At 56.0% G+C, this 26,152-nt stretch carries 25 protein-coding genes and 2 pseudogenes; 17 read left to right on the forward strand and 10 right to left on the reverse strand.

Annotation, left to right across the window (positions count from 1 at the left end; all coding sequences use genetic code 11):
• Positions 1 to 219: 219 nt before the first annotated feature.
• Positions 220 to 594 (forward strand): hypothetical protein, encoded by a 375-nt coding sequence (locus ACKLKD_RS15570; RefSeq protein WP_025711728.1) that lies wholly within the window; start codon positions 220 to 222, stop codon positions 592 to 594.
• A 70-nt stretch (positions 595 to 664) separates the two neighbouring features.
• Here the strand turns inward: ACKLKD_RS15570 and yaaA are convergent, their stop codons facing one another.
• Both yaaA and ACKLKD_RS15580 read right to left on the reverse strand, forming a co-directional pair.
• Positions 665 to 1,438: a peroxide stress protein YaaA gene (gene yaaA / locus ACKLKD_RS15575; protein WP_025711727.1), complete on the reverse strand. Its 774-nt coding sequence runs from the start codon at positions 1,436 to 1,438 to the stop codon at positions 665 to 667.
• Between the two features lie 77 nt (positions 1,439 to 1,515).
• The gene (locus ACKLKD_RS15580) at positions 1,516 to 2,946 is read right to left on the reverse strand and encodes an alanine/glycine:cation symporter family protein (protein WP_025711726.1); all 1,431 of its coding nucleotides are present in this window, start codon (positions 2,944 to 2,946) and stop codon (positions 1,516 to 1,518) included.
• A gap of 202 nt (positions 2,947 to 3,148) precedes the next feature.
• On the opposite strand from ACKLKD_RS15580, the gene tal reads away from it, so the two are divergent.
• The 3 genes from tal (at position 3,149) to ACKLKD_RS15595 (ending at position 6,213) form a co-directional block, all read left to right on the forward strand.
• Complete coding sequence (tal, locus tag ACKLKD_RS15585) at positions 3,149 to 4,102, forward strand: transaldolase (protein WP_025711724.1); 954 nt, start codon at positions 3,149 to 3,151, stop codon at positions 4,100 to 4,102.
• 99 nt (positions 4,103 to 4,201) lie between these two features.
• The gene (mog, locus tag ACKLKD_RS15590; RefSeq protein WP_025711723.1) at positions 4,202 to 4,789 is read left to right on the forward strand and encodes a molybdopterin adenylyltransferase; all 588 of its coding nucleotides are present in this window, start codon (positions 4,202 to 4,204) and stop codon (positions 4,787 to 4,789) included.
• Positions 4,790 to 4,908: 119 nt separating this feature from the next.
• Entirely contained in the window at positions 4,909 to 6,213 is a 1,305-nt protein-coding gene (locus ACKLKD_RS15595) for an MFS transporter (RefSeq protein ID WP_080897749.1), read from the forward strand.
• A gap of 60 nt (positions 6,214 to 6,273) precedes the next feature.
• Here the strand turns inward: ACKLKD_RS15595 and satP are convergent, their stop codons facing one another.
• The 3 genes from satP to ACKLKD_RS15610 all read right to left on the reverse strand — a co-directional run bounded on the left by satP (position 6,274) and on the right by ACKLKD_RS15610 (position 8,112).
• Entirely contained in the window at positions 6,274 to 6,840 is a 567-nt protein-coding gene (gene satP, locus ACKLKD_RS15600) for an acetate uptake transporter (protein WP_025711721.1), read from the reverse strand.
• 88 nt (positions 6,841 to 6,928) lie between these two features.
• A complete protein-coding gene (gene msyB / locus ACKLKD_RS15605) occupies positions 6,929 to 7,678 on the reverse strand; it encodes an acidic protein MsyB (RefSeq protein WP_087805298.1) in 750 nt (249 codons plus the stop codon).
• A 29-nt stretch (positions 7,679 to 7,707) separates the two neighbouring features.
• On the reverse strand, positions 7,708 to 8,112 hold the full coding sequence (locus tag ACKLKD_RS15610; protein ID WP_080897748.1) for a DUF2541 family protein: 405 nt from the start codon (positions 8,110 to 8,112) through the stop codon (positions 7,708 to 7,710).
• 397 nt (positions 8,113 to 8,509) lie between these two features.
• Between ACKLKD_RS15610 and dnaK the strand changes: the two genes are divergently transcribed.
• From dnaK to nhaR, 4 genes and pseudogenes are all read left to right on the forward strand, one after another.
• Positions 8,510 to 10,426 (forward strand): molecular chaperone DnaK, encoded by a 1,917-nt coding sequence (gene dnaK, locus ACKLKD_RS15615; RefSeq protein WP_004204234.1) that lies wholly within the window; start codon positions 8,510 to 8,512, stop codon positions 10,424 to 10,426.
• 87 nt (positions 10,427 to 10,513) lie between these two features.
• Positions 10,514 to 11,647 (forward strand): molecular chaperone DnaJ, encoded by a 1,134-nt coding sequence (gene dnaJ, locus ACKLKD_RS15620; protein WP_002887955.1) that lies wholly within the window; start codon positions 10,514 to 10,516, stop codon positions 11,645 to 11,647.
• Positions 11,648 to 11,822: 175 nt separating this feature from the next.
• Complete coding sequence (nhaA, locus tag ACKLKD_RS15625) at positions 11,823 to 12,998, forward strand: Na+/H+ antiporter NhaA (protein WP_025711718.1); 1,176 nt, start codon at positions 11,823 to 11,825, stop codon at positions 12,996 to 12,998.
• A 54-nt stretch (positions 12,999 to 13,052) separates the two neighbouring features.
• A pseudogene (gene nhaR, locus ACKLKD_RS15630) lies at positions 13,053 to 13,949 on the forward strand (transcriptional activator NhaR).
• 118 nt (positions 13,950 to 14,067) lie between these two features.
• Here the strand turns inward: nhaR and rpsT are convergent.
• Positions 14,068 to 14,331, reverse strand: a complete 264-nt coding sequence (gene rpsT / locus ACKLKD_RS15635; protein ID WP_002887965.1) for a 30S ribosomal protein S20 — start codon at positions 14,329 to 14,331, stop codon at positions 14,068 to 14,070.
• A 116-nt stretch (positions 14,332 to 14,447) separates the two neighbouring features.
• Here rpsT and ACKLKD_RS15640 point away from each other — a divergent pair.
• The 8 genes and pseudogenes from ACKLKD_RS15640 to ACKLKD_RS15675 all read left to right on the forward strand — a co-directional run.
• Positions 14,448 to 14,653: pseudogene (locus tag ACKLKD_RS15640) on the forward strand (DUF2575 domain-containing protein); the annotation flags it as partial.
• Positions 14,654 to 14,660: 7 nt separating this feature from the next.
• Complete coding sequence (gene ribF, locus ACKLKD_RS15645) at positions 14,661 to 15,599, forward strand: bifunctional riboflavin kinase/FAD synthetase (RefSeq protein WP_025711715.1); 939 nt, start codon at positions 14,661 to 14,663, stop codon at positions 15,597 to 15,599.
• A gap of 43 nt (positions 15,600 to 15,642) precedes the next feature.
• The gene (ileS, locus tag ACKLKD_RS15650; RefSeq protein WP_087805305.1) at positions 15,643 to 18,459 is read left to right on the forward strand and encodes an isoleucine--tRNA ligase; all 2,817 of its coding nucleotides are present in this window, start codon (positions 15,643 to 15,645) and stop codon (positions 18,457 to 18,459) included.
• Positions 18,459 to 18,959, forward strand: a complete 501-nt coding sequence (gene lspA, locus ACKLKD_RS15655; protein WP_025711713.1) for a signal peptidase II — start codon at positions 18,459 to 18,461, stop codon at positions 18,957 to 18,959. Before ileS ends, lspA begins: the two co-directional genes overlap by 1 nt.
• Before the next feature lie 117 nt (positions 18,960 to 19,076).
• Positions 19,077 to 19,526, forward strand: coding sequence for an FKBP-type peptidyl-prolyl cis-trans isomerase (gene fkpB / locus ACKLKD_RS15660; protein WP_004204241.1), 450 nt, complete (start codon positions 19,077 to 19,079; stop codon positions 19,524 to 19,526).
• A 1-nt stretch (position 19,527) separates the two neighbouring features.
• Positions 19,528 to 20,478, forward strand: a complete 951-nt coding sequence (gene ispH, locus ACKLKD_RS15665; protein ID WP_025711712.1) for a 4-hydroxy-3-methylbut-2-enyl diphosphate reductase — start codon at positions 19,528 to 19,530, stop codon at positions 20,476 to 20,478.
• A gap of 67 nt (positions 20,479 to 20,545) precedes the next feature.
• Entirely contained in the window at positions 20,546 to 21,460 is a 915-nt protein-coding gene (gene rihC, locus ACKLKD_RS15670) for a ribonucleoside hydrolase RihC (RefSeq protein ID WP_025711711.1), read from the forward strand.
• Positions 21,461 to 21,490: 30 nt separating this feature from the next.
• On the forward strand, positions 21,491 to 21,856 hold the full coding sequence (locus ACKLKD_RS15675; RefSeq protein ID WP_025711710.1) for a DUF805 domain-containing protein: 366 nt from the start codon (positions 21,491 to 21,493) through the stop codon (positions 21,854 to 21,856).
• Here ACKLKD_RS15675 and ACKLKD_RS15680 read toward each other — a convergent pair.
• Positions 21,804 to 22,733: a LysR family transcriptional regulator gene (locus ACKLKD_RS15680; protein WP_025711709.1), complete on the reverse strand. Its 930-nt coding sequence runs from the start codon at positions 22,731 to 22,733 to the stop codon at positions 21,804 to 21,806. The genes ACKLKD_RS15675 and ACKLKD_RS15680 overlap by 53 nt on opposite strands.
• 92 nt (positions 22,734 to 22,825) lie before the next feature.
• Between ACKLKD_RS15680 and ACKLKD_RS15685 the strand changes: the two genes are divergently transcribed.
• The gene (locus tag ACKLKD_RS15685) at positions 22,826 to 23,455 is read left to right on the forward strand and encodes an alanyl-tRNA synthetase (protein ID WP_025711708.1); all 630 of its coding nucleotides are present in this window, start codon (positions 22,826 to 22,828) and stop codon (positions 23,453 to 23,455) included.
• Between the two features lie 5 nt (positions 23,456 to 23,460).
• Here ACKLKD_RS15685 and ACKLKD_RS15690 read toward each other — a convergent pair whose 3' ends face one another.
• The 3 genes from ACKLKD_RS15690 to ACKLKD_RS15700 form a co-directional block, all read right to left on the reverse strand.
• Positions 23,461 to 24,165, reverse strand: coding sequence for a response regulator (locus tag ACKLKD_RS15690; protein ID WP_025711707.1), 705 nt, complete (start codon positions 24,163 to 24,165; stop codon positions 23,461 to 23,463).
• The gene (locus tag ACKLKD_RS15695; RefSeq protein ID WP_087805300.1) at positions 24,158 to 25,786 is read right to left on the reverse strand and encodes an ATP-binding protein; all 1,629 of its coding nucleotides are present in this window, start codon (positions 25,784 to 25,786) and stop codon (positions 24,158 to 24,160) included. Before ACKLKD_RS15695 ends, ACKLKD_RS15690 begins: the two co-directional genes overlap by 8 nt.
• Before the next feature lie 167 nt (positions 25,787 to 25,953).
• Positions 25,954 to 26,152, reverse strand: a 199-nt coding sequence (locus tag ACKLKD_RS15700; RefSeq protein ID WP_136053249.1) for a sodium ion-translocating decarboxylase subunit beta, incomplete at its 5' end; no start/stop codon positions are given.

A 26,152-nucleotide genomic window follows, 5' to 3' on the forward strand; every position in this document is an offset into this window, starting at 1 on the left:
GTAAAGTTGTCCGCAGTATTCGATTGTCAGCGCTTTATTTTTGTTGCAAACTATTTCCGGCGTTTTCACCATCTACGTGATAATTAAAGCTAAACTTATTGTTTTAATTTATTATTTCTGCCTGATTGTATTGATGCTGATTATTTAATTATTGCATTGCGATAAATTTAAAGATGGCAATTACACACGTTTATTTGACACGGTTTTCAAGGAGGAAACATGCGTATTTTATCTTTTATTCTTCTGTTCGCTTTGATCGGCTGCTCCGGGACAACGATTGGTGGTAATGAAGATAAATTAAGCCCGACCTATCTGAAACAACATCTCATTGTCGGGAAAACCACTAAAGCGGAGGTTCGTCAGTATTTTGGTGCGCCCGATGCCGGTCATACGACGGTTACTGCTTCGGGTAAAGAGAGCTGGTATTATTCAGTAGATAAAGGGATCAACCTGGTCAGCCTCGCGGGCTCCATGATTCCGGTGACCGGGGCATCGCAAGCTGCCGATGCGGTCGATAAGTCCAGTCAAAAAGATTCGAACTCGTTGATGGTTTTCTTCGATGAAAAAGGCGTGGTGGAAAACTGGGTTCGTTAAAATAATTTATCATCTTGTTTATTTATATTGAAAAGGGGAATGATTCCCCTTTTTTATTTACCGCAACGTGTTACTGCTCGTGGCGTTTAAACACCAGCTCGCCTTTCTCCGAGGCATCTGCATCAAAGAAATAACCTTCGCTATTAAAGGCCTTGAGCTGCTCCGGCTGGGTTAAGCGGTTTTCAATAATGTACCGGCTCATCAGGCCGCGGGCTTTCTTGGCATAGAAGCTGATCACTTTGAATTTACCGTTTTTCTCATCAAGGAACACCGGCTTGATCAGCTGGCCCAGCAATTTTTGCGTTTTCACCGATTTAAAATACTCGTCGGAAGCCAGGTTGATAACGATATCGTCCCCCTGGGCCTGTAGCGCCTGATTCAAGGTATCAGTAATGGTATCGCCCCAGAACTGGTACAGATCTTTGCCGCGCGGATTTTCCAGGCGGATGCCCATCTCCAGGCGGTAGGGTTGCATCAGATCCAGTGGGCGCAGCACGCCATACAGACCGGAGAGCATGCGCAGATGCTGCTGGGCGAAGTCGAAGTCATCTTCGGTGAACGTTTCTGCCTGCAGACCGGTATAGACGTCGCCTTTAAACGCCAGGATCGCCTGACGGGCATTTTGCGGCGTAAAATCAGGATGCCAGTCGTGGAAACGGGTGGCGTTCAGATCCGCCAGCTTGTCGCTAATGCTCATCAGCTTGCCAATCTGCGGCGCGGAAAGCTGGCGGGCGACGTTAATCAACTGCTGAGACTCGCTCAGCAGCTCGGGTTGTGTGAAGCGAGTGGTCGCCAGGGGGCTTTGGTAATCAAGCGTTTTAGCAGGTGAAATCAGAATCAGCATATTCAGTCCTTGCAGGCAATTTTCGATGACTGTAACAAAAAAAAGCCTGCAGGGGATCGATAGCTGCGATTGCCGCGCTATTCGCGCGGCAATTCATTCCAGGCGCCCGGGGCCAGCTGTTTGTCAATATCCGGGTAACGAGTGGCATCGAAAGTGGGCTGGATACCCAGCCGCCGCTGACGCAGATAATCGCTGGCGATAAGTCGCACCGTCGGGGAGAGCAGCAGGATGGCCGTCAGGTTGGTCATAGCCATCAGCGCCATGATGACATCCGCGCTCTGCCAGATGACCGGCAGGCTAATCATGGTTCCCAGCAGCACCATCAGGACGGTGATTATCCGTAGCGCCCAGATATAGCGCGGTGTGTCCAGGCGCAGGAAAACCAGATTATTTTCCGCATACACGTAGTTCGCCACGATAGAGCTAAAGGCGAACAGCAGCACGATGAAGGCGATAAAATCCGCCCCCCAGCCGCCCACCAGCACGCTCATTGCGTGTTGTAAATCCTGAATACCATTGAGCGTATATTCATTGTCGGGCCGCGGCGCCAGCATGACGATGACCGCGCTGGCGGTACAGATCACGATGGTATCGATGAACACGCCAATCATCTGCACGATCCCCTGCGCCGCCGGATGCGGCGGCCAGGAGGCGGCGGCGGCCGCGGCGTTAGGCGAAGAACCCATCCCAGCCTCATTGGAAAACATGCCGCGCTGAAAGCCGCTGGTCAGCGCCTGGCTGATGGTGTAGCCCACCGCGCCAGCGGCGGCCTCCTGCCAGCCGAAGGCGCAGCGAAAGATGGTGGCGAAAATTGTCGGCAGGGCGGTGACGTGCCACAAACCGATGAGCAAGCTGGTGGCAATCCACATGAGCGCCATGATGGGGACAATCCACTGCATCAGGCGCGCCACACCGCGTAAACCACGGAGGATCGCCAGTAACACGAGGATGGCCAGCACGCCGCCGCTGACCGCTGCCGGCAGATCGAACGCATAATGCAGGGCATGGGCTACGGAGTTGGCCTGCACGGTGTTGAAGATAAAGCCATAGGCCAGCAGAAGCAGGATCGAAAACAGGACGCCCATCCAGCGCATGCCGAGCCCGCGCGCCATATACCAGGCCGGGCCACCGCGAAACTGCCCGCGGCTATCGCGCTCTTTATACAGCTGAGCAAGGGAACATTCAGCAAAGCTGCTGGCCATGCCGAGCAGGGCGGAAACCCACATCCAGAATACGGCGCCGGGCCCGCCGGCGGCGATCGCCAGCGTCACCCCGGCCAGATTGCCGCTGCCCACCCGGGCGGCAAGACTGGTACAGAGCGCCTGAAAAGACGTTAAACCACCTGGCTGCGGGTGTAGGCTTTTTTTCAGACTGCGGCCAAACTTGCGGACGTAACGGAACTGAATACCCCGGGTTTGCCAGCTAAACCAGATGCCGGCGCCCAGTAACAGATAAATCATTACCGAGCCCCAGAGTATTTCATTGATAAATGAGAGAAAATCAGGCATTAAACGTCCTCTTGTCTATGCCGGCACGCCAGTGTAAGCGTTACCAATTAAGTGACAATCCTTTCGCTTTCAGCAAATTAATCTGCATAGTTTATCACACTCTGCGCTCTTCTCTCGTCGGCGGTTGCGCTGACCCGGCAGCGTGTTATCATCTGGGCAGACCGGTTACATCCCCTTAACTGCTGTTTAAGAGAAATATATCATGACGGATAAATTAACTTCTCTGCGTCAGTACACCACTGTCGTCGCTGACACCGGAGATATTGCGGCAATGAAGCTGTATCAGCCTCAGGATGCCACCACCAACCCTTCCCTGATTCTCGGCGCGGCTCAGATCCCTGAGTACCGTAAGCTGATTGACGACGCAGTGACCTGGGCTCGCAGCCAGAGCAGCGATCGCGCGCAGCAGATCCTCGATGCTTCCGACAAGCTGGCGGTGAACATTGGTCTCGAAATTCTGAAGCTGATCCCGGGCCGTATCTCCACCGAAGTGGATGCGCGTCTCTCCTATGATACCGAAGCGTCTATCGCGAAAGCCAAGCGCATTATCAAGCTGTACAACGACGCGGGCATCAGCAACGATCGCATTCTGATCAAACTGGCCTCCACCTGGCAGGGCATTCGCGCCGCTGAACAGCTGGAAAAAGAAGGCATCAACTGTAACCTGACGCTGCTGTTCTCCTTCGCGCAGGCTCGCGCTTGCGCCGAAGCGGGCGTCTTCCTGATTTCGCCGTTCGTTGGCCGTATCCTCGACTGGTACAAAGCCAACACCGACAAGAAAGAGTACGCACCGGCAGAAGATCCGGGCGTGGTTTCCGTCAGCGAAATCTACGAATACTACAAGCAGCACGGCTATGAAACCGTGGTGATGGGCGCAAGCTTCCGTAACGTTGGCGAAATTCTGGAACTGGCTGGCTGTGACCGCCTGACCATCGCGCCGGCGCTGCTGAAAGAGCTGTCCGAAAGCGAAGGCGCGGTTGAGCGTAAGCTGGTGTACACCGGTGAAGTGAAAGCCCGTCCGGAGCGCATTACCGAGTCTGAGTTCCTGTGGCAGCATAATCAGGATCCGATGGCGGTAGACAAACTGGCGGAAGGTATCCGTAAGTTTGCGATCGACCAGGAAAAACTGGAAAAAATGATCGGCGAACTGCTGTAATCCCGCAGGTGGCCGACGCCCGTCGGCCACATTACACTGTCTGTCCCGCCTCCGGCAGTGTATCATTTCGTTTAACGCCACAGTTTGAACGGAATAACCATGAATACCTTACGAATCGGCTTAGTTTCCATTTCCGATCGCGCCTCCAGCGGCGTCTATCAGGATAAAGGCATCCCGGCACTGGAAGAGTGGCTGGCGCGTGCCCTTACCACCCCCTTCGACCTGCAAACTCGCCTGATTCCGGACGAACAGGCCATCATTGAGCAAACGCTGTGCGAACTGGTTGACGAAATGGGGTGCCACCTGGTGCTGACCACCGGCGGAACGGGTCCTGCGCGTCGCGATGTGACGCCTGACGCAACGCTGGCGATTGCCGATCGGGTGATGCCGGGCTTCGGCGAGCAAATGCGCCAGGTTAGCCTACACTTTGTGCCGACGGCTATCCTTTCCCGGCAGGTCGGGGTGATCCGCAAGCAGGCGCTGATCCTCAACCTTCCCGGACAACCGAAAGCGATTCAGGAGACCCTGGAAGGGGTAAAAGATGCTGACGGCAAGGTACTGGTGCACGGTATTTTTGCAAGTGTACCATATTGTGTACAGTTGCTTGAGGGGCCTTATGTCGAAACGGATGGCCAGGTGGTAGAAGCATTCCGTCCCAAAAGTGCCAGACGCGAAACTTTATCCTGAATTTGATGCAATTGTGACATAACCTGCATCGCTGATGGTGTGCCGTTTTATTTACGATATAGTGCTGTTTACTTTACACACTATAAAATACGCAGCACACCTCAGGATGAAATCGCGTTATGTCATATGCAAACCGACCTCTTAACCGCCAGGATTATAAAACGCTGACGCTGGCCGCCCTTGGCGGCGCGCTGGAGTTTTATGACTTCATCATTTTTGTCTTCTTCGCCACCGTCGTCGGTGAGCTTTTCTTTCCCGCCGATATTCCGGAATGGCTGCGCCAGGTGCAGACTTTTGGCATTTTTGCCGCCGGTTACCTGGCGCGTCCGCTGGGAGGGATCATCATGGCCCACTTTGGCGATCTGGTGGGGCGCAAGAAAATGTTCACCCTCAGCATCCTGCTGATGGCGTTGCCGACCCTGGCGATTGGCCTGCTGCCGACCTATAGCTCGGTGGGTATCGTCGCGCCGCTGCTGTTACTGCTGATGCGTATTCTGCAGGGAGCGGCGATCGGCGGGGAGGTGCCAGGCGCCTGGGTGTTTGTCGCCGAGCATGTCCCGGAAAAACGTATTGGTATCGCCTGCGGTACGCTGACGGCCGGCCTGACGGTAGGCATCCTGCTGGGATCGGTAGTGGCGACGCTTATCAATACCAGCCTGACGCCGCAGGGTATCCACGACGGCGGCTGGCGGATCCCTTTCCTGCTGGGCGGCATATTTGGTCTGATCGCGATGTATCTGCGCCGCTGGCTGCAGGAGACGCCAATCTTCCTTGAGATGCAGCAGCGCAAAGCGCTGGCGCAGGAGCTACCGGTCAAAGCGGTGGCGCTCAAGCATCAGAAGGCGGTAGTGATCTCTATGTTGTTGACCTGGCTGCTGTCAGCAGGCGTGGTGGTGGTGATCCTGATGTCACCGGTCTGGCTGCAGAAGCACTATGGCTTTGCGCCGGCCATTACCCTGCAGGCCAACAGTATCGCCACCATTATGTTGTGTATCGGCTGTTTACTTGCCGGACTGGCGGCGGACCGCTTCGGCGCCAGCCGCACCTTTATCGTCGGCAGTCTGCTGCTGGCGGTTGCCAGCTGGGCATTTTACCATCTTGCCGGCGCCAGCCCGCAGCGCTTGTTTCTGCTCTATGGCACGGTGGGGCTGTGCGTCGGCGTCGTGGGGGCGGTGCCTTATGTGATGGTGCGGGCCTTCCCGGCGGAAGTACGCTTCACCGGCATCTCGTTTTCCTACAACCTGTCATACGCGATCTTTGGCGGCCTGACGCCGATTGCCGTCACCATGCTGATGGGCGTGTCGCCCATGGCGCCAGCCTGGTATGTACTGGCCCTGTCGCTGATGGGACTGGGATTAGGTATCTGGCTACGTCAGGGGCTGACGGCGCCAGCGGAGTTGCCGGAAGGGGAGCTACAGCGTTAAAGATGACTCGCCGATGATGACTGACATGCCGCCGCCCTGCGACAGGACGGCGGCAGACGATTAGCGTGGTTCGCCGATCGGCAGGACGGTACGGCCAAACTGTTCGTTCAGCACTTCACCCATTGCCAGGTAAATAGCGCTGGCGCCACAAACCAGGCCGACCCAGCCGGCCACCTTCACGATGCCTTCGTTATCGGCCAGATGGCCAATCGCCAGCAGCGCGAACAGTACGGTCAGGCTCAGGAAGACAAACTGCAGCATGCGGGCTGCCTTCAGGGTGCCAAAGAACATGAACAGGGTAAATACGCCCCACAGACCAAGGTACATACCGAGGAAGTGCGCGTTCGGAGCTTCCGCCAGGCCCATTTTAGGCATCAGAAGGATAGCAACCAGCGTCAGCCAGAAGCTGCCGTAGGAGGTAAAAGCGGTTAAGCCAAAGGTGTTACCTTTTTTATATTCCAGCAGACCGGCAAAAATTTGCGCAATACCGCCGTAAAAAATGCCCATCGCCAGGATAGCTACATCGAATGCGAACAGGCCGCTATTCGCCAGGTTAAGCAGAATAGTGGTCATGCCGAAGCCCATAAGGCCCAGCGGTGCCGGATTAGCCAACTTAGTGTTGCCCATAATTCCTCAAAATTATCATTAAAAGGGAAGCATTACCCCGTACCTTGGCGGCGGGGCGCGGCATAATAATGAGGCGCGAAAAGGCTGTCTATGATCTGGCGGGGTATTTTTCACCAATTTCTGTTGCCCTCGGCGGCGACTGGAGCATTTGCCGCAAACAGGCAATATGCAGGACCGCAGGAATGGTCACCCGGTAGGCGCTGCCGCTTACCGCTTTGACGCTATTCAGCGCGGCGCCAATCGGCCCGCCCAACCCGGCGCCGCGCACCAGCCCATGGCCGATAACGCTCACCGCGGCATGGGCGCGCAGGATGGCGGTTAAGCGTTCTTCCAGCAACAGGGTAACGCCTTCGCTCAGCTTGCGATGCTTTAGCAGATGGGGCAACAGGCTCTCCAGCTCGCTGCTCCGGCATTCCACCGCGGCGAGAAACTGCGCTTTTTGCTCTGCATCGAGCTTCTTCCAGCTATTTTGCAGAAAATGGGTCAGCAGCTGCTGCTCGATCTGCGGCGTCGTCATCTGTTTGTCGACCTTCGCCTTCAGCCGCTTGCAGACATCCAGCAGGATCGCGCGATAAAATTTGCCATGGCGACGTAGCGTATTGGCGATACTGTCGCCGCCAAAATGCTGCAGCTCGCCGGCAATCAGCTGCCAGTTGCGGCGATAGCGCTCCGGGTGGCCTTCCATTGCTAAAAAAGTCTCGTTGCGCAGGAGCGTGCTGGAGAGACGGGGTTTGCCGTTTTCGCCGTGGGTCAGAATCCGGGTAAAGGCTTCAAGATGCGCCTCGCTGCACTCAGACAGAAAGGCGAGATCGTCATCGGTCAGGTAGTTGATATGCATAAAGTCATCCCTCCTCAGGATAGCGGGCGTTAGTCGTCGCCGATAATTTTCAGTGAGGCCATATCAGAGGAGTTAACCGTGTGGCCGGAGAAGGCGATTTTTTTCACACAGCGTCGGGTGTCATTATCGCTGTTGATGGTGATCCAGCCCGTGGTGTTGCCCTCTTTGATCCCGGCCGGAACGTTCAGCGTATGGCTGGTACCGAAGCTGGCTTTAAAGTAGACCGTTGCCCCGGAGAGCTGTATATCGCCGCGATCGGCGCTGAGCTGAATGCGCTTGACTACCCGGCACACAGGAAGCGTAAGCGTGAGATCGTTGGTTTCATTGCGCGGCATGGCTATCACACCGAGGATTTTATGGTCGTTAGCGGCGGCTGAGGCGATCAGCGACAGGCTGAGAATCATCCCCGCGGAAAGCTGAATGAGTGATTTCATCAATTTGTTCCCTGAATAAGTGAAGTGCGACGGCGGGGGATATTATCACCAGGGAAACGGGGCTTTTAGCGCGCAAGTATTGCGGGTTATGTCAATGATATTATGAATATAATTAACTTTTTTATTCGTTATTTATATGTTCGCGTCCACGCCTTTTTTGACATCCTGCGACCTTTTCCAGGAAGTCGTTCGCAGCCGTGTGGAACCACGGTCGCCCGCCCGACGCAAAAAATTTTTATGCTTGCCCCTTGATGCCGGAGTGGGCGACCCCATCTTGTAGTCAACCGCAGTGAAGAACCTGAAAAAAAATGATGTCTGGGCAGTTGAAACCGCACGTTTCGCCCTTATTACAGGTTCACAACCACATGTTGATCGAATTTTTAGTGGAGACGTTTAGATGGGTAAAATTATTGGTATCGACCTGGGTACTACCAACTCTTGTGTAGCGATTATGGATGGCACTACTGCACGCGTGCTGGAGAACGCCGAAGGCGATCGCACCACGCCTTCTATCATTGCCTATACCCAGGATGGTGAAACTCTGGTTGGTCAGCCGGCTAAACGTCAGGCAGTGACAAACCCGCAAAACACCCTGTTTGCGATTAAACGCCTGATTGGCCGCCGCTTCCAGGACGAAGAAGTTCAGCGTGATGTTTCTATCATGCCATACAAAATTGTTGCCGCAGACAATGGCGACGCATGGCTGGATGTGAAAGGCACCAAAACTGCACCGCCGCAGATCTCTGCTGAAGTGCTGAAAAAAATGAAGAAAACGGCTGAAGATTACCTGGGTGAACCGGTAACTGAAGCGGTTATCACCGTACCGGCTTACTTCAACGATGCGCAGCGTCAGGCAACTAAAGATGCTGGCCGTATTGCTGGTCTGGAAGTCAAACGTATCATCAACGAACCGACCGCGGCTGCGCTGGCTTACGGTCTGGATAAAGAAGTTGGCAACCGTACTATCGCGGTATACGACCTCGGTGGTGGTACTTTCGATATCTCTATTATCGAAATTGACGAAGTTGATGGCGAAAAAACCTTTGAAGTACTGGCAACCAACGGTGACACCCACCTGGGCGGTGAAGACTTCGATACGCGTCTGATCAACTATCTCGTTGATGAGTTTAAGAAAGATCAGGGCATTGACCTGCGCAACGACCCGCTGGCGATGCAGCGTCTGAAAGAAGCCGCTGAGAAAGCGAAGATCGAACTGTCTTCTGCTCAGCAGACCGACGTTAACCTGCCGTATATCACTGCAGACGCGACCGGTCCGAAACACATGAACATCAAAGTGACTCGCGCGAAACTGGAAAGCCTGGTTGAAGACCTGGTTAACCGTTCCATCGAGCCGCTGAAAGTTGCTCTGCAGGATGCCGGTCTGTCCGTTTCTGATATCAACGACGTGATCCTCGTTGGTGGTCAGACACGTATGCCGATGGTGCAGAAGAAAGTGGCCGAGTTCTTTGGTAAAGAACCGCGTAAAGACGTTAACCCGGATGAAGCCGTGGCGATCGGTGCTGCCGTTCAGGGCGGTGTACTGACGGGTGATGTGAAAGACGTTCTGCTGCTCGACGTAACCCCGCTGTCACTGGGTATCGAAACCATGGGCGGCGTGATGACTGCGCTGATCAGCAAAAACACCACTATCCCGACCAAGCACAGCCAGGTGTTCTCTACCGCTGAAGACAACCAGTCTGCGGTAACCATCCATGTGCTGCAGGGTGAGCGTAAACGCGCGTCTGATAACAAATCTCTGGGTCAGTTCAACCTGGATGGTATTAACCCGGCGCCGCGCGGCATGCCGCAGATCGAAGTCACCTTCGACATCGATGCTGACGGTATCCTGCACGTTTCCGCGAAAGACAAAAACAGCGGTAAAGAGCAGAAGATCACCATCAAGGCGTCTTCCGGTCTGAATGAAGAAGAAATTCAGAAAATGGTTCGCGAAGCAGAAGCTAACGCCGAATCTGACCGTAAGTTCGAAGAGCTGGTACAGACTCGTAACCAGGGTGACCATCTGCTGCACAGCACTCGCAAGCAGGTTGAAGAAGCAGGCGATAAACTGCCGGCTGACGACAAAACTGCCATCGAGTCTGCACTGACCGCGCTGGAAACGTCGCTGAAAGGCGAAGACAAAGCGGATATCGAAGCGAAAATGCAGGCGCTGGCGCAGGCTTCGCAGAAGCTGATGGAAATTGCTCAGCAGCAGCACGCTCAGCAGCAGGCGGGTTCCGCTGACGCTCAGGCGAGCAACGCGAAAGACGACGATGTTGTCGACGCTGAGTTCGAAGAAGTGAAAGATAAAAAATAATCGCCCTTTGAACGGGTAAAACACTGGCACGGGCGAAGAGGTTTCCTCTCCGCCCGTGCACGCATGTTAAGGGGCTGAAAAACACCGATGGCAAAGCAAGATTACTACGAGATTTTAGGCGTTTCCAAAACAGCGGAAGAGCGTGAAATCAAAAAGGCTTATAAGCGCCTGGCCATGAAATATCACCCGGACCGCAACCAGGGAGATAAAGAGGCCGAAGCCAAATTTAAAGAAATCAAAGAAGCGTATGAAATCCTGACTGATGCCCAGAAGCGTGCGGCCTACGATCAGTACGGCCACGCGGCCTTTGAGCAGGGCGGAATGGGCGGCGGCGGCGGTTTTGGCGGCGGTGCGGACTTCAGCGATATCTTTGGCGATGTCTTCGGCGATATCTTTGGCGGCGGACGTGGTCGTCAGCGCGCGGCGCGCGGCGCCGATCTCCGTTACAACATGGAGCTGACGCTGGAAGAAGCGGTGCGTGGCGTCACCAAAGAGATCCGTATTCCGACGCTGGAAGAGTGCGACGTCTGTCACGGCAGCGGCGCCAAGGCCGGCAGCAAACCGCAGACCTGTCCAACCTGTCATGGCGCGGGCCAGGTGCAGATGCGCCAGGGCTTCTTTGCGGTACAGCAAACCTGTCCGCACTGTCAGGGGCGCGGTACGCTGATTAAAGATCCATGCAATAAATGTCATGGCCACGGCCGTGTCGAGAAGACCAAAACTCTGTCGGTTAAAATTCCGGCGGGTGTCGACACCGGCGACCGGATCCGTCTGGCGGGTGAAGGCGAGGCTGGCGAGCATGGCGCACCGGCAGGGGATCTGTACGTTCAGGTCCAGGTGAAGCAGCACGCTATCTTTGAGCGTGAAGGCAATAACCTGTACTGCGAAGTTCCGATTAACTTCACCATGGCAGCGCTGGGCGGTGAGATTGAGGTCCCGACGCTCGACGGTCGCGTCAACCTGAAAATTCCAGGTGAAACCCAGACCGGCAAGCTGTTCCGCATGCGTGGAAAGGGCGTGAAGTCCGTTCGCGGTGGGGCACAGGGCGATCTGCTGTGCCGCGTGGTGGTGGAGACGCCGGTGGGGCTTAACGAGAAACAGAAACAGCTGCTGAAAGAGCTGCAGGAGAGCTTCGGCGGTCCGACCGGGGAGAACAACAGCCCGCGTTCTAAAAGCTTCTTTGACGGCGTGAAGAAGTTCTTCGACGACCTGACCCGCTAATTCCGTTTTTGCTGGTATCCGGCCCGGGCCTTGCGTCCGGGCTTTTTTTCATCTTATGTCTGCTCTTTGGTTCGTAAAAAACGAACATTAAAGCAATTTAAATCTGATTTTTTCGAGTTATCAGTTTGTGTATTATGCTTTTATCGAGTTATTCACCAACAGGATGAAAGTAAAAGTGAAACATCTGCAACGATTCTTTAGTAGCGATGCTTCCGGCGGCATTGTCTTAATCATCGCTGCCGCGCTGGCGATGGTGATGGCCAATACCAGCGTGACCAGCGGTCTGTACCACTCCTTCCTTGAGACGCCAGTACAGCTGCGTGTGGGCGCGCTGGAGATCAACAAGAACATGCTGTTATGGATCAATGATGCCCTGATGGCGGTGTTCTTTTTGCTGATTGGCCTGGAGGTCAAACGCGAGTTAATTCAGGGCTCTCTGGCCAGTCGTCGTCAGGCGGTCTTCCCGGTAATCGCCGCACTGGGCGGGATGATTGTCCCGGCGCTGGTCTATCTGGCCTTTAACGCCCAGGATCCTGTCGCCAGAGAAGGGTGGGCGATCCCGGCGGCGACGGATATTGCCTTTGCCCTCGGCGTGCTGGCGCTGTTAGGCAGTCGCGTTCCGACGGCGCTGAAGATTTTCCTGATGGCGCTGGCGATTATTGACGACCTTGGGGCTATCGTGATTATCGCGCTGTTTTATACCCACGACCTGTCCATGCTCTCGCTGGGCGTGGCGGCTGCGGCGATTGCGGTGCTGGTGGCCCTGAATCTGAGCGGCGTGCGGCGTACCGGGATCTATATTCTGGTTGGCGCGGTGCTGTGGACGGCGGTGCTAAAGTCTGGCGTTCACGCGACCCTTGCCGGGGTGATTGTCGGCTTTATGATCCCGCTCGAGGAAAAGCATGGCAAGTCACCGGCTAAAGCGCTTGAGCATGTCCTGCACCCGTGGGTGGCGTTTATGATCCTGCCGCTGTTTGCCTTCGCCAACGCCGGGGTCTCGCTGCAGGGGGTCACCCTTGACGGGCTGACGTCGCTCCTGCCGCTGGGCATCATGGCTGGCTTGTTTATCGGTAAGCCGCTGGGGATCAGCCTGTTCTGCTGGCTGGCGCTGAAGCTGAAATGGGCTTCGCTGCCGGAGGGGACCACCTGCAAGCAGATTATGGCGGTGGGTATCCTGTGCGGGATTGGCTTTACGATGTCGATTTTCATTGCCACTCTGGCCTTCGGCAACGTGGATCCCGCGTTGATCAACTGGGCCAAGCTGGGCATCTTAATTGGCTCAGTGTTATCGGCAGTCACTGGCTACCTCATACTGCGTCAGCGCGTGACGGAGACTCGCCTCGCGGTATAACCTTTCTGCAGGAGGGCCTGCCAGGTCCTCCTGGACATTATCAGGGAGAGAAGCATGTCACATATCAACTACAACCATCTGTACTACTTCTGGCACGTGTATAAAGAAGGGTCGGTCGTGGGCGCGGCGGAGGCGCTGTTTCTGACGCCGCAGACCATTACCGGGCAGATCAAAGCCCTGGAGGAGCGCCTGCAGGGTAAGTTATTTAAGCGAAAGGGAAGAGGGCTTGAGCCGAGTGAGCTGGGGGAGCTGGTCTTCCGCTACGCCGACCGCATGTTTACCCTCAGCCAGGAGATGCTCGACATCGTCAACTACCGCAAAGAGTCGAATCTGCTGTTTGATGTCGGCGTCGCTGATGCGTTATCCAAGCGGCTGGTCAGCGGCGTGCTGGATGCCGCCGTCGTCGAGAGTGAGCAGATCCATCTGCGCTGTTTTGAATCGACCCATGAGCTGCTGCTGGAGCAACTGAGCCAGCATAAGCTCGATATGATTATCTCTGACTGTCCGATCGACTCGACATAGCAGGAAGGGCTATTTTCGGTGAAGATTGGCGAGTGCAGCGTCAGCTTCTGGTGCATGAACCCGGCGCCGACGAAGCCGTTCCCCGCCTGTCTTGAAGAGCGGCGGCTGCTGATCCCCGGTCGGCGATCGATGCTGGGGCGTAAACTGCTGAACTGGATTAACGTGCAGGGCCTGAAGGTGGAGATCCTCGGCGAATTTGACGATGCGGCGCTCATGAAAGCCTTCGGCGCCGCGCATAATGCGATATTTGTCGCGCCGACGCTCTATGCGCATGATTTCTACTATGATGAATCGATTGTCGAAATTGGTCGCATGGATAGCGTGATGGAGGAGTATCACGCCATTTTCGCTGAACGGATGATTCAGCACCCGGCGGTCCAGCGTATCTGTAATCGCGATTATTCGTCGCTCTTTACCGAACCAGAATAGAGTGCAGTGTGGGCTGGCGTGGCTTGGGTCGCGCCAGCCCACGCTGTTGAGGGAAGATAACAGGCATAAAAAAACCCGCTTTCGCGGGTTTCTTTAACAAAGTTCAGCAAGCAGGCGATTAAGCCAGTTTGTTGATCTGTGCAGTCAGGTTTGCTTTATGACGCGCAGCTTTGTTTTTGTGGATCAGACCTTTAGCAGCCTGACGGTCCACGATCGGTTGCATTTCGTTAAATGCTTTCTGTGCAGCAGCTTTGTCGCCAGCTTCGATAGCTGCGTATACTTTCTTGATGAAAGTACGCATCATAGAGCGACGGCTAGCGTTGTGCTTGCGAGCCTTTTCAGACTGAACGGCGCGCTTCTTAGCTGATTTGATATTAGCCAAGGTCCAACTCCCAAATGTGTTCTATATGGACAATTCAAAGGCCGAGGAATATGCCCGTTTAGCCTTCTTTTGTCAATGGATTTGTGCAAATAAGCGCCGTTTAACACCACAGCGCTTCATTACGTAGTGATGGCGCAAGATTCTACCAGCTTGTTGCAGGCGAATACAGCCTTTCCACCATAAAAATCGCCGGGCGCGGGCAGTTTTCCCGCTTTCTCGCGCTGAGTGAATGAATTCCTGAGAACTTTCGTTGCCGAGGTGCAATCGCTGGTTAACGTTGACAGTTGTACAAGGTATACTCGGACGATTTTCACTGTTTTGAGCCAGACATGAAGCTGATACGCGGCATACATAATCTCAGTCAGGCCCCGCACGGGTGCGTGCTGACCATTGGTAATTTCGACGGCGTGCATCGTGGGCATCAGGCGCTGCTGCAGCGGTTGCGCGAAGAGGGCCGCCAGCGCGGTTTACCGGTCGTGGTGATGATTTTTGAACCCCAGCCGCTTGAGCTATTTGCCGCCGATAAAGCCCCGGCGCGGCTGACCCGCCTGCGTGAAAAGCTGAACTATCTGGCTGAGAGCGGAGTCGACTATGTGCTGTGCATTCGTTTTGACCGCCGATTCGCTGCGCTGACCGCGCAGGATTTTATCAGTGAACTGCTGGTGCGCCGCCTGGGCGTGCAGTTCCTTGCCGTCGGTGACGATTTCCGCTTTGGCGCTGGTCGCCAGGGGGATTTCTTGTTATTACAAAAGGCGGGGGCGGAATACGGTTTTGACGTCACCAGCACCCAGACCTTCTGTGAAGGCGGGGTGCGGATCAGCAGCACGGCGGTGCGCCAGGCGCTGGCTGATGACGACCTCCAGCTGGCGGAGACGCTGCTGGGTCACCCGTTTAGCATCTCCGGACGCGTCGTCCATGGCGATGAACTGGGCCGTACCATAGGTTTTCCGACGGCGAACTTACCGCTGCGTCGTCAGGTTTCCCCGGTTAAAGGGGTCTATGCGGTAGAAGTGACAGGGCTGGGCGACAAACCGATTGCGGGCGTCGCCAATATTGGCACCCGTCCAACGGTCGCGGGCGTGCGTCAGCAGCTCGAAGTGCATCTGTTGGACGTTGTAATGGACCTCTACGGTCGCCATATCAATGTAGTACTGCGTAAAAAAATACGTAACGAGCAGCGGTTTGCGTCGCTGGACGAGCTGAAGGCGCAAATCGCACGTGATGAGTTAACGGCCCGCGAATTATTTGGGCTGACCAGCCAGGCCTGAGCCACTGGTGTTTATCAAACCGAAATACGGAACCGAGAATCTGATGAGTGACTATAAATCGACCCTGAATTTGCCGGAAACAGGGTTCCCTATGCGTGGCGACCTCGCCAAACGCGAACCGGGAATGCTGGCGCGTTGGACCGATGATGACCTGTACGGCATCATTCGTGCAGCCAAAAAGGGCAAAAAAACCTTCATTCTGCATGATGGCCCTCCTTATGCGAATGGCAGCATTCATATTGGTCACTCGGTTAACAAGATTCTGAAAGACATTATCGTTAAGTCCAAAGGACTGACGGGCTATGACTCGCCTTACGTTCCGGGCTGGGACTGCCACGGTCTGCCGATCGAGCTGAAAGTGGAGCAGGAATACGGCAAGCCGGGTGAGAAGTTTACCGCTGCCGAATTCCGCGCCAAGTGCCGCGAATATGCCGCCCTGCAGATCGACGGTCAGCGTAAAGACTTTATCCGTCTCGGCGTGCTGGGCGACTGGTCGCATCCGTATCTGACCATGGACTTCAAAACCGAAGCCAACATCATTCGCGCGCTGGGAAAAATCATCGGTAACGGCCATCTGCATAAAGGCGCTAAGCCGGTGCACTGGTGCGTAGACTGCCGTTCCGCGCTGGCGGAAGCGGAAGTGGAGTATTACGACAAGACCTCTCCGTCTATCGATGTGGCGTTCCACGCAGTGGACAAAGCCGCGGTGCTGGCGAAATTCGGCGTTGCCGACGTCAATGGCCCGGTGTCGCTGGTTATCTGGACCACCACCCCGTGGACGCTTCCGGCTAACCGCGCTATCTCCCTGTCGCCAGAGTTTGACTATGCGCTGGTACAGGTTGACGGCCAGGCGCTGATCCTGGCGAAAGACCTGGTTGAGAGCGTGATGAAGCGCGTTGGCGCAACGGATTACACTATCCTGGCGGCGGTACAAGGTTCCGAGCTTGAACTGATGCGCTTCAAGCACCCGTTCCTCGATTTCGACGTGCCGGCGATCCTCGGCGACCACGTGACGCTGGATGCCGGTACCGGTGCGGTGCATACCGCCGGCGGCCACGGTCCGGACGACTACACGATCAGCCAGAAATACGGTCTGGAAATCGCCAACCCGGTTGGCCCGGACGGGGCTTACCTGCCGGGGACCTATCCGTCTCTGGATGGTATCAACGTCTTTAAAGCCAACGACATCATCGTTGAGATGCTGCGTGACAGCGGCGCGCTGCTGCACGTGGAAAAAATGCAGCACAGCTATCCGTGCTGCTGGCGCCACAAATCGCCGATCATCTTCCGCGCTACTCCGCAGTGGTTCGTCAGCATGGATCAGAAAGGCCTGCGCGCGCAGTCGCTGAAAGAGATCAAAGGCGTGCAGTGGATCCCGGACTGGGGCCAGGCGCGTATCGAATCGATGGTTGCCAACCGTCCTGACTGGTGTATCTCCCGTCAGCGTACCTGGGGCGTGCCGATGTCGCTGTTCGTGCATAAAGAAACTCACGAGCTGCACCCGCGTACCCTCGAACTGATGGAAGAAGTGGCGAAACGCGTTGAAGTTGACGGTATCCAGGCGTGGTGGGATCTCGATTCCCGCGACATCCTGGGCGATGACGCCGACAGCTACGAAAAAGTGCCGGATACCCTCGACGTGTGGTTTGACTCCGGGTCTACCCACTCCTCCGTGGTTGATGTGCGTCCGGAATTCGCCGGTCACGCCGCGGACATGTATCTGGAAGGCTCTGACCAGCATCGCGGCTGGTTCATGTCTTCGCTGATGATCTCCACGGCGATGAAAGGCAAGGCGCCATATCGTCAGGTACTGACCCACGGCTTCACTGTCGATGGCCAGGGCCGCAAAATGTCCAAGTCTATCGGTAACACCGTTAGCCCGCAGGACGTGATGAACAAGCTGGGCGCCGATATCCTGCGCCTGTGGGTGGCTTCCACCGACTACACTGGCGAAATGGCGGTCTCCGATGAGATCCTCAAACGCGCCGCCGACAGCTATCGTCGTATCCGCAACACCGCGCGCTTCCTGCTGGCGAACCTGAACGGTTTCGATCCGGCAAAAGACATGGTTAAACCGGAAGAGATGGTCGTTCTGGATCGCTGGGCGGTCGGCTGCGCGCAGGCGGCACAGGAAGATATCCTGAAAGCCTACGAATCCTACGACTTCCACGAAGTGGTGCAGCGCCTGATGCGCTTCTGCTCCATCGAGATGGGCTCGTTCTACCTCGACATCATCAAAGACCGTCAGTACACCGCGAAAGCGGACAGCGTGGCGCGTCGCAGCTGCCAGACCGCGCTGTTCCACATTGTGGAAGCGCTGGTGCGCTGGATGGCGCCGATCATGTCCTTCACCGCGGACGAAATCTGGGGCTACCTGCCGGGCGAGCGTGAGAAATACGTCTTCACCGGCGAGTGGTATGAAGGTCTGTTTGGCCTGGCCGACGACGAAGCGATGAACGACGGTTTCTGGGATGAGCTGCTGAAAGTGCGCGGCGAAGTCAACAAGGTGATTGAGCAGGCGCGTGCCGATAAGAAAGTCGGTGGTTCGCTGGAAGCGGCGGTGACGCTGTATGTCGATGCTGAACTGGCGGCTAAGCTCAACGCGCTGGGCGATGAATTGCGATTTGTCCTGTTGACCTCCGGGGCGAACGTCGCAGACTATGCGAGCGCGCCTGCTGATGCGCAGCAGAGCGAACTGCTCAAAGGGCTGAAAGTCGCATTGAGTAAGGCCGAAGGTGAGAAATGCCCGCGCTGCTGGCATTACACTACCGATATCGGCAAGGTGGCGGAACACGCGGAAATCTGCGGACGCTGTGTGAGCAACGTCGCCGGTGACGGCGAGCAACGTAAATTCGCCTGATGAGTAAATCGATCTGTTCAACGGGGCTACGCTGGCTGTGGGTGGTCGTAGCCGTGCTGATTATCGATCTGGGTAGCAAATTCCTGATCCTCCAGAACTTCGCTCTGGGGGAGACGGTTCCGCTGTTCCCGTCGCTTAATCTGCATTATGCCCGCAACTACGGTGCGGCGTTTAGCTTCCTCGCCGACAGCGGCGGCTGGCAGCGCTGGTTCTTTTCCGGGATCGCCATCGGCATTTGTGTGGTACTGGCGGTGCTGATGTACCGTTCGAAGGCGACGCAAAAGCTGAACAACATTGCCTATGCCCTGATTATCGGCGGCGCGCTGGGCAACTTGTTCGATCGCCTGTGGCACGGCTTTGTGGTCGATATGATCGACTTCTACGTCGGCGACTGGCATTTTGCTACCTTCAACCTCGCCGATAGCGCGATCTGCATCGGCGCAGCGCTAATTGTGCTGGAAGGTTTCTTGCCGAAACCGACCGCGAAAGCGCAGGCGTAAATCTCAATGCCGGGTGGCGCTACGCTTACCCGGCCTACAGAATTAGTGGCCTCCCTTAGGCCCGGTAAGCGTAGCGCCTCCGGGCACCAGGTGGCCTAAAACAAGCGAGCAATTTGCATGTCTAAATCCGTACAGAGCAACAGCGCGGTCCTCGTTCACTTCACCCTGAAGCTGGATGATGGCTCCACGGCTGAATCTACCCGCAATAACGGTAAACCGGCGCTGTTTCGCCTCGGCGACACCTCCTTGTCTGAAGGGCTGGAACAACAGCTTCTCGGTCTGAAAGAGGGGGAGAAAAAGGCCTTTTCGCTGGAGCCTGACGCCGCCTTTGGCGTACCCAGCCCGGACCTGATTCAGTATTTCTCTCGCCGTGAGTTTATTGACGCTGGCGAGCCGGAAATCGGCGCGATTATGCTCTTTACTGCAATGGATGGCAGCGAAATGCCTGGCGTGATCCGCGAAGTGAACGGTGACTCTATCACCGTTGACTTTAACCATCCGCTGGCCGGGCGCACCGTTCATTTTGATATTGAAGTGCTGGAGATCGATCCGGCGCTGGAGGAGTAACATGCAGATCCTGTTGGCTAACCCGCGCGGCTTTTGCGCTGGCGTTGACCGCGCTATCAGCATTGTAGAAAACGCGCTGACGCTGTATGGCGCGCCGATCTATGTTCGTCATGAAGTGGTGCACAACCGCTATGTGGTGGATAGCCTGCGCAAGCGTGGCGCTATTTTTATCGAACAGATCAGCGAAGTCCCGGACGGCGCGATCCTGATTTTCTCCGCCCACGGCGTGTCGCAGGCGGTACGTAATGAAGCGAAGAGCCGCGATTTGACGGTGTTCGACGCCACCTGTCCGCTGGTGACGAAAGTACATATGGAAGTTGCCCGCGCGAGCCGTCGTGGCGAAGAGTCGATTCTGATTGGCCACGCCGGCCACCCGGAAGTCGAAGGCACCATGGGACAGTACAACAACCCGGAAGGGGGCATGTACCTGGTCGAGTCGCCGGAAGACGTGCTGAAGCTGGACGTGAAAAATGACGCCCGGCTATCCTTTATGACCCAGACCACGCTCTCCGTCGACGATACGTCTGACGTTATTGACGCCCTGCGCGCGCGTTTCCCAAAAATCGTTGGTCCGCGTAAAGACGACATTTGCTATGCCACCACCAACCGTCAGGAAGCGGTGCGCGCGCTGGCGGAGCAGGCGGACGTGGTGCTGGTGGTCGGGTCGAAAAACTCCTCCAACTCTAACCGCCTCGCCGAGCTGGCGCAGCGGATGGGTAAGGCGGCCTATCTGATTGACGATGCCTCCGATATTCAGGAAGCATGGGTCAAGGATGCGGCCTGCGTCGGCGTGACGGCGGGGGCTTCGGCACCGGACATTCTGGTACAGAATGTTATTACCCGGCTGCAGGAGCTGGGCGGCGGTGAAGCGGTGCCGCTGGAAGGCCGGGAAGAGAATATCGTCTTTGAAGTGCCGAAAGAGCTGCGTGTGGATGTCCGTGAAGTAGAGTAAGTTCTTTCCGCCTGCAATATGAGAAGATGCCAGACTTAACGTCTGGCATTTTTTTTAGGGAGAAACCATGCGCTTACCGATCATTCTTGATACCGATCCGGGCATCGACGATGCCGCCGCCATTGCCGCGGCGCTCTTCGCGCCTGAGCTGGATCTGCAGCTGATGACCACCGTGGCGGGCAATGTCTCGGTGGAGAAGACGACCCGTAACGCGCTGCAGCTGCTGCACTTCTGGAATGCCGATGTGCCGCTGGCGCAGGGCGCTTCAATGCCGCTGGTGCGTCCGTTGCGCGACGCCGCCTCGGTGCATGGCGAATCTGGCATGGAAGGGTATGACTTTGTTGAGCATCAACGTCAACCGCTGGCCAAGCCGGCCTTCCAGGCGATCCGCGATGCGCTCATGCACGCTGCCGAGCCGATCACCCTGGTGGCGATTGGTCCGCTGACCAATATTGCGCTGCTGCTGACCCAGTATCCGGAATGTGTGTTTAACATTCGCCGACTGGTGATTATGGGCGGCTCGGCGGGGCGCGGCAACTTCACGCCGAATGCGGAATTCAATATTGCTATCGATCCGGAAGCCGCCGCAAAAGTGTTCCACAGTGGACTGGAGATTGTGATGTGCGGGCTGGACGTCACCAACCGGGCGCTGCTGACGGCAGATTATCTGGCGACCCTGCCGACGCTGAACCAGACCGGTAAAATGCTTCATGCCCTGTTTAGCCACTATCGCAGCGGCAGCATGAGCAGTGGTTTAAGAATGCACGATCTCTGCGCTATTGCGTGGCTGGCCCGCCCGGAACTGTTCACTCTCCAGCCGTGCTTTGTGGCGGTGGAGACGCAGGGGACCTGGACCGCTGGCACCACGGTGGTGGATATCGAAGGGCGACTGGGCCAGCCGGCGAACGCCCTGGTGGCGCTCGATATCGACGTAGAAGGGTTTCAGCGTTGGGCGGCGGAGGTGATTGCCCTGGCGCCGTGATATATCACTCGATTTTCAAGGAGAAAAGCAATGACCTATGGACAGGCGTATTTGAGCGGCTGGAAAGAGACCTTTAACTTTAGCGGACGTGCCAGCCGGCAGCAGTTCTGGACGTTTTTTCTTATCAATGTACTGATCGCCACCGCGCCACTGGTCGCCTGGGGTCTGGCCACCCACGTTGACCCTCACTATGGGATCCTCAGTTTTGTTGTCATACCCTTTGCGGCACTGTGGCTGCTGTTGATGGTGATCCCTTTGCTGGCTGTTGGCTGTCGGCGGATGCATGATATCGGCCGCTCCGGGATCTGGTTCATACTGGGGGTCATTATTCCCTGGTTTGGCGTTATTTCGCTGATAATGTGCTGCCTGCGTTCAGCGCCGGCACCGTCTCGCTGAGATAATCAATCATCACCCGCATTCTGGCGGGCATGTGCTTATCTCCCGCCCATAGCAGCCACAGATCGCCGGAGTAGCTGCTGATAAATTCCCACTCTGGCAGCACCTGCACGATATCGCCCTTCGCCAGCGCCTCGCGGGCGGTGAACAGCGGCAGGCTGCCGATCCCCACATGCTGCCTGACCGCATCGAGGCGTACCGCGGTATGGTTGGCAGCGTACCGCCCGTACGTTTGCACCGTTTCGCTTTTCCCTTCGCGACGAAACTTCCAGCGCGCGTCGGCGGGCGTTTCGCCAAGGCTGATACAGCTATGTGTACGCAGATCCTGCGGCGTGCGCGGCGTACCGTGCTGCTGTAAATAGGCCTCAGTGGCACAGATAACATGCCTGATCGGCATCAGCGGTTTGCCATGCAGCCCGGGCGAGGGACTTTCTGTGATGCGTAGCGCCAAATCAATACCGTCATCGATAAAATCCAGAGGACGATCTTCCAGCCGCAGACAGACGTCAACCTGCGGATAACGCTGGAAAAACGCCATCATTAGCGGGTGGATCACAAAGCGACCGACGGCTTTCGGTACGCTAAGGGTCAGCTTCCCCTGCGCGACCGTTTGGTTGCTGCCAGCGGAATCCATCGCCTGCCGCGCCGCATCTAGCATCTCCTGCGCATGGTGATAGACCGTTTCTCCGGCATCGCTCAGGCGTAGCTTGCGGGTGGTACGCTGCAGCAGCTTACAGCCCATCTCCCGTTCCAGCCGCGATACGCTGCGGCTTACGGCAGAAGGGGTAATGCCGTTCTGGCGGGCGACGGCGGAGAAGCTGCCCTGGTCGACTATCTGGACGAAGAGGGCGAGATCCGGCAGGAGGTTGAGATTCATTTGTGCTCCCGGCGCAAGAGTGCATTGGCGGATGATGGGATTATCGCTGTCGATATTAACAATATACTGAGCGGACAGAGAGGAGAATCATCATGACTGAACGGGTTTATTACACCAGCGACGCCACCGACGGGCGCGCCCAGATCATCGCCTGTACCGCTGAGGCGGATGGTCGCTACGCTATCGAACTGGATCACACGTTGTTTCATCCACAGGGAGGGGGGCAGCCAGCGGATCGCGGCTGGATTGCCGGTCAGGAGGTGGAGACGGTTATTGTGCGCGGCGACAGCGTACTGCATATCGTGGCGCAGCCGCTTCCTGCTGGTGAAGTGGAGATGAAAATTGATGCACCGGCGAGACAGCTACATGCTCGTCTGCATTCCGCCGGTCACCTGCTTGGCCTGGCGGGGGAACAGCTTGGCTGGCAACCGGTGAAAGCGCACCACTGGCCTGGCGAAGGGCGGATAACCTTTACCAGCAGGAATAGCGCCGCGCTGCCGGACGCTAGCGCGCTGCTGACGCAGGTGAAGACCTGGCAAGCGCAGGACTTACCGCGTCAGGTGACGTTCGCTGATGGCTTACGCCAGGTGGGATTCGGCGGCCTGCCCGCTTATTCCTGCGGGGGGACCCATGTCGCCCGTCTGTCAGAACTGGGCGACATTGTTATCAGTCAGATAAAAATGAAGAAGGGGCAGCTGGTGGTCAGCTATACCCTGGCGTAAGCCTGTCAGGCTTGTCCGGGGTCGGTCTGTTTGCCGTGATAAATGCGTTCTGGTCGACCGACCTTGCCGTAGCTGATTTCCGCTTCGAGGAAATCGTTCTTCACACCTTGTTCCAGATAGCGGCGAGCGGTGGTTTTGCTGCTGCCGAGGATGCGGGCCAACGAGTCGGCGGTATGCACCACCGTCGGGTCGGAGAAGAGCTGCAGCACGCGGTGAAAGGTGCTTTCATCGATCCCGCGCATCGGTGTGGTGGTGGGCTCCGTTTGCTCCCGGGCCTGAATATTAAACAGCGCGTCGACGTGAACCTGACTGGCCTGTTCGCTGGAGCGTAGCGAGCTACGGTAGCGGGCGAAACGCTCCAGGGTATGCTGCAGGCGCTGATAGTGCACCGGCTTAATCAGGTAATCAAATACCCCCAGACGCAGCGCTTCGCTGATGGTATCCATATGATTATCCGCAGTAATAAAGATGATCCGCCCCTTGTAATGGGTGCTGACCGCATGGCGGATCAGATCGATACCTTTACCGTCGGGTAAGAAATTGTCCAACAGGATCAGCTGTGGTTGATACAGTCTGAGCTGTTTTCTGGCGCTCTCGAGTTTATCCGCAATGCCAATGACGTCGAACTGGGGAAACTGTTTAATGTTATCCACCAGGATCTCCGCCAGCATAGGTTCGTCTTCAACGATAAGAGTGGTGATGCTATCCATGATGTTCATCTCGGGTCAGGGGGATATAAAGAGTAAAAATGGTGCCAAAAGGAATATTGTTTTCGACGACGATACTGCCGCCTGCTTGTTTCACGTAGCTGCGTACCAGCCAGAGCCCAATGCCATGATCTTTACTGGCGCTGCTGGTGACACCGCGCTCAAAGATCCGATCGCGAAGCGCCTCGTCAATGCCGCATCCCTGGTCGGCGATCTCAATGATCACTTCCTGGCCATCGCTGTTGATCAGACATTCGATCTGTTTTGAACCCTGCGGCTGACGCAGGCTGGCATTGTAGGCGTTATCAAGTAGATTCCCCACGATTGAGATCCATTCATTGTGCGAAAGGGCGGTAGGTAATCTATCAACGAAGCAGGCCGGATCGAAAACCAGCTCAAGTCCAAGCTCTTTGGCCCGGTAATATTTGCCGATCAACAGCCCGGCCAGGTGGTTGTCCTGGAAATTGCGCGCAATAAAATCGATCACCTTCTGGTGACTTTCCGACTGTTGTTGGATCAGATCCAGCGCATGATCATAGCGTTTGAGAAACAGCAGGCCGGCGATGGTGGAGATCAAATTGCGGTGTTCATGCTGCACGGCGCGCAGGTTATCAGCGTATTGTTGTACCTGGCTAAGCTGCAGGCTAAGGGTATTAATATCGTCTTTGCTGCGAAAGCTGATCACCCAGCCCTGCGGTTCATTGTTTAAGATCACCGCCATCCGGCTGGCGATCACTTTGATCTGATTGAAAATGACGATTTCATCTTTTTTATTGGTCTGTGGCGCATCGTAGAAGAAGGCCTCCTGCGAGATAACGTTGTTGATCCTTTTGCCGATAAGCGTGGTTTCCGGTTGGCTCAGATTGAGCAGGCGGCGGGCGGCCTGATTAATGGCGGTAATTTTAAAGTCGGAGTCAATGGCGATAAGCCCTTCGAACACCGATTCAAACAGCACGCTTTGCTGGATCAGCAGCTGCGATAGCTGCTGGGGTTCCATATTGAGCATTTGCTTTTTGATATGCAGTGTAAAGCGCCGGGCGCAAAAGAGCAGGGCCAGCAGAACAAGCGCCATCGGGATCAGCAGCGAGCTTACCTGCAGGTTAAGCCAGTTTTCCAGCTGCTCAATGGTGTAGCCTACCGACACAATGCCAATCACTTTACCGGTCGCGTCCTGGATCGGCGATTTACCTCGCAGTGACGATCCCAACGAACCTTTGCGCACCGAAACATAGCTTTTGGCGTTTATCAGCGCCTCATCGCTATCGCCGCCCTCCATCGATTTACCAATTTCATCAGGATTAACGTGATAGAGGCGTTGACCCTCCGCATCACCGACGGTGATATAGGTGGCATCGGAAAATGAGCGCATGGGGTCGATAAGGGCTTTTATTCTGGCGAGATCGCGTTTCTGGACCGCTTCCACTAGCTCTGGCATCGCGGAGATCTGCATCGCCTGAATCAGCGCCCGCTGGCCAACCTGATAATGAAGGCGCTCTTCGGCAATGTTGGTCAGATACCAGGACATGGCCAGCATAACGATAGTGGAGGTAAATAAGATCAGCAGGAAAATGCGATTCTGAAACGATCGCCTAGCAAACCACTGGGTAATTGTTCGGGTATACATAGGGTAGATAGACATTAAATTGTTATTTTCCCCTTTTGGCGGCCTGCGTACCTGCTGAAGACGCACATAATCAATAAATTCAGAAAAGCGCTCGATACAGACATGCCGTCCGACTCTTTATTTTGTTGCCCGGAGGCGGCATAACCGCCTCCGGGAAGGAGGCTGGCCTACATCGCCAGCACGTACTTGAGCATCACCCCGGCGGCGATCGCCGAGCCGATCACCCCCGCCACGTTCGGGCCCATCGCATGCATCAGCAGGAAGTTCTGCCCGTCCGCGTCCAGACCCACTTTGTTCGACACCCTGGCCGCCATCGGCACCGCCGACACCCCGGCGGAACCAATCAGCGGGTTGATTTTGTGTTTA

This window comes from Klebsiella sp. 10982, assembly GCF_048589245.1.
Classification (GTDB): domain Bacteria; phylum Pseudomonadota; class Gammaproteobacteria; order Enterobacterales; family Enterobacteriaceae; genus Klebsiella; species Klebsiella quasivariicola.

What these genes read in the sequence shown, in the direction of transcription:
- ACKLKD_RS15570 (WP_025711728.1), top strand. Translation starts at nt 220, where the DNA reads ATGCGTATTTTATCTTTTATTCTTCTGTTCGCTTTGATCGGCTGCTCC.
- yaaA (WP_025711727.1), bottom strand. Translation starts at nt 1,438, where the DNA reads ATGCTGATTCTGATTTCACCTGCTAAAACGCTTGATTACCAAAGCCCC.
- ACKLKD_RS15580 (WP_025711726.1), bottom strand. Translation starts at nt 2,946, where the DNA reads ATGCCTGATTTTCTCTCATTTATCAATGAAATACTCTGGGGCTCGGTA.
- tal (WP_025711724.1), top strand. Translation starts at nt 3,149, where the DNA reads ATGACGGATAAATTAACTTCTCTGCGTCAGTACACCACTGTCGTCGCT.
- mog (WP_025711723.1), top strand. Translation starts at nt 4,202, where the DNA reads ATGAATACCTTACGAATCGGCTTAGTTTCCATTTCCGATCGCGCCTCC.
- ACKLKD_RS15595 (WP_080897749.1), top strand. Translation starts at nt 4,909, where the DNA reads ATGTCATATGCAAACCGACCTCTTAACCGCCAGGATTATAAAACGCTG.
- satP (WP_025711721.1), bottom strand. Translation starts at nt 6,840, where the DNA reads ATGGGCAACACTAAGTTGGCTAATCCGGCACCGCTGGGCCTTATGGGC.
- msyB (WP_087805298.1), bottom strand. Translation starts at nt 7,678, where the DNA reads ATGCATATCAACTACCTGACCGATGACGATCTCGCCTTTCTGTCTGAG.
- ACKLKD_RS15610 (WP_080897748.1), bottom strand. Translation starts at nt 8,112, where the DNA reads ATGAAATCACTCATTCAGCTTTCCGCGGGGATGATTCTCAGCCTGTCG.
- dnaK (WP_004204234.1), top strand. Translation starts at nt 8,510, where the DNA reads ATGGGTAAAATTATTGGTATCGACCTGGGTACTACCAACTCTTGTGTA.
- dnaJ (WP_002887955.1), top strand. Translation starts at nt 10,514, where the DNA reads ATGGCAAAGCAAGATTACTACGAGATTTTAGGCGTTTCCAAAACAGCG.
- ribF (WP_025711715.1), top strand. Translation starts at nt 14,661, where the DNA reads ATGAAGCTGATACGCGGCATACATAATCTCAGTCAGGCCCCGCACGGG.
- ileS (WP_087805305.1), top strand. Translation starts at nt 15,643, where the DNA reads ATGAGTGACTATAAATCGACCCTGAATTTGCCGGAAACAGGGTTCCCT.
- lspA (WP_025711713.1), top strand. Translation starts at nt 18,459, where the DNA reads ATGAGTAAATCGATCTGTTCAACGGGGCTACGCTGGCTGTGGGTGGTC.
- fkpB (WP_004204241.1), top strand. Translation starts at nt 19,077, where the DNA reads ATGTCTAAATCCGTACAGAGCAACAGCGCGGTCCTCGTTCACTTCACC.
- ispH (WP_025711712.1), top strand. Translation starts at nt 19,528, where the DNA reads ATGCAGATCCTGTTGGCTAACCCGCGCGGCTTTTGCGCTGGCGTTGAC.
- rihC (WP_025711711.1), top strand. Translation starts at nt 20,546, where the DNA reads ATGCGCTTACCGATCATTCTTGATACCGATCCGGGCATCGACGATGCC.
- ACKLKD_RS15675 (WP_025711710.1), top strand. Translation starts at nt 21,491, where the DNA reads ATGACCTATGGACAGGCGTATTTGAGCGGCTGGAAAGAGACCTTTAAC.
- ACKLKD_RS15680 (WP_025711709.1), bottom strand. Translation starts at nt 22,733, where the DNA reads ATGAATCTCAACCTCCTGCCGGATCTCGCCCTCTTCGTCCAGATAGTC.
- ACKLKD_RS15685 (WP_025711708.1), top strand. Translation starts at nt 22,826, where the DNA reads ATGACTGAACGGGTTTATTACACCAGCGACGCCACCGACGGGCGCGCC.
- ACKLKD_RS15690 (WP_025711707.1), bottom strand. Translation starts at nt 24,165, where the DNA reads ATGGATAGCATCACCACTCTTATCGTTGAAGACGAACCTATGCTGGCG.
- ACKLKD_RS15695 (WP_087805300.1), bottom strand. Translation starts at nt 25,786, where the DNA reads ATGTATACCCGAACAATTACCCAGTGGTTTGCTAGGCGATCGTTTCAG.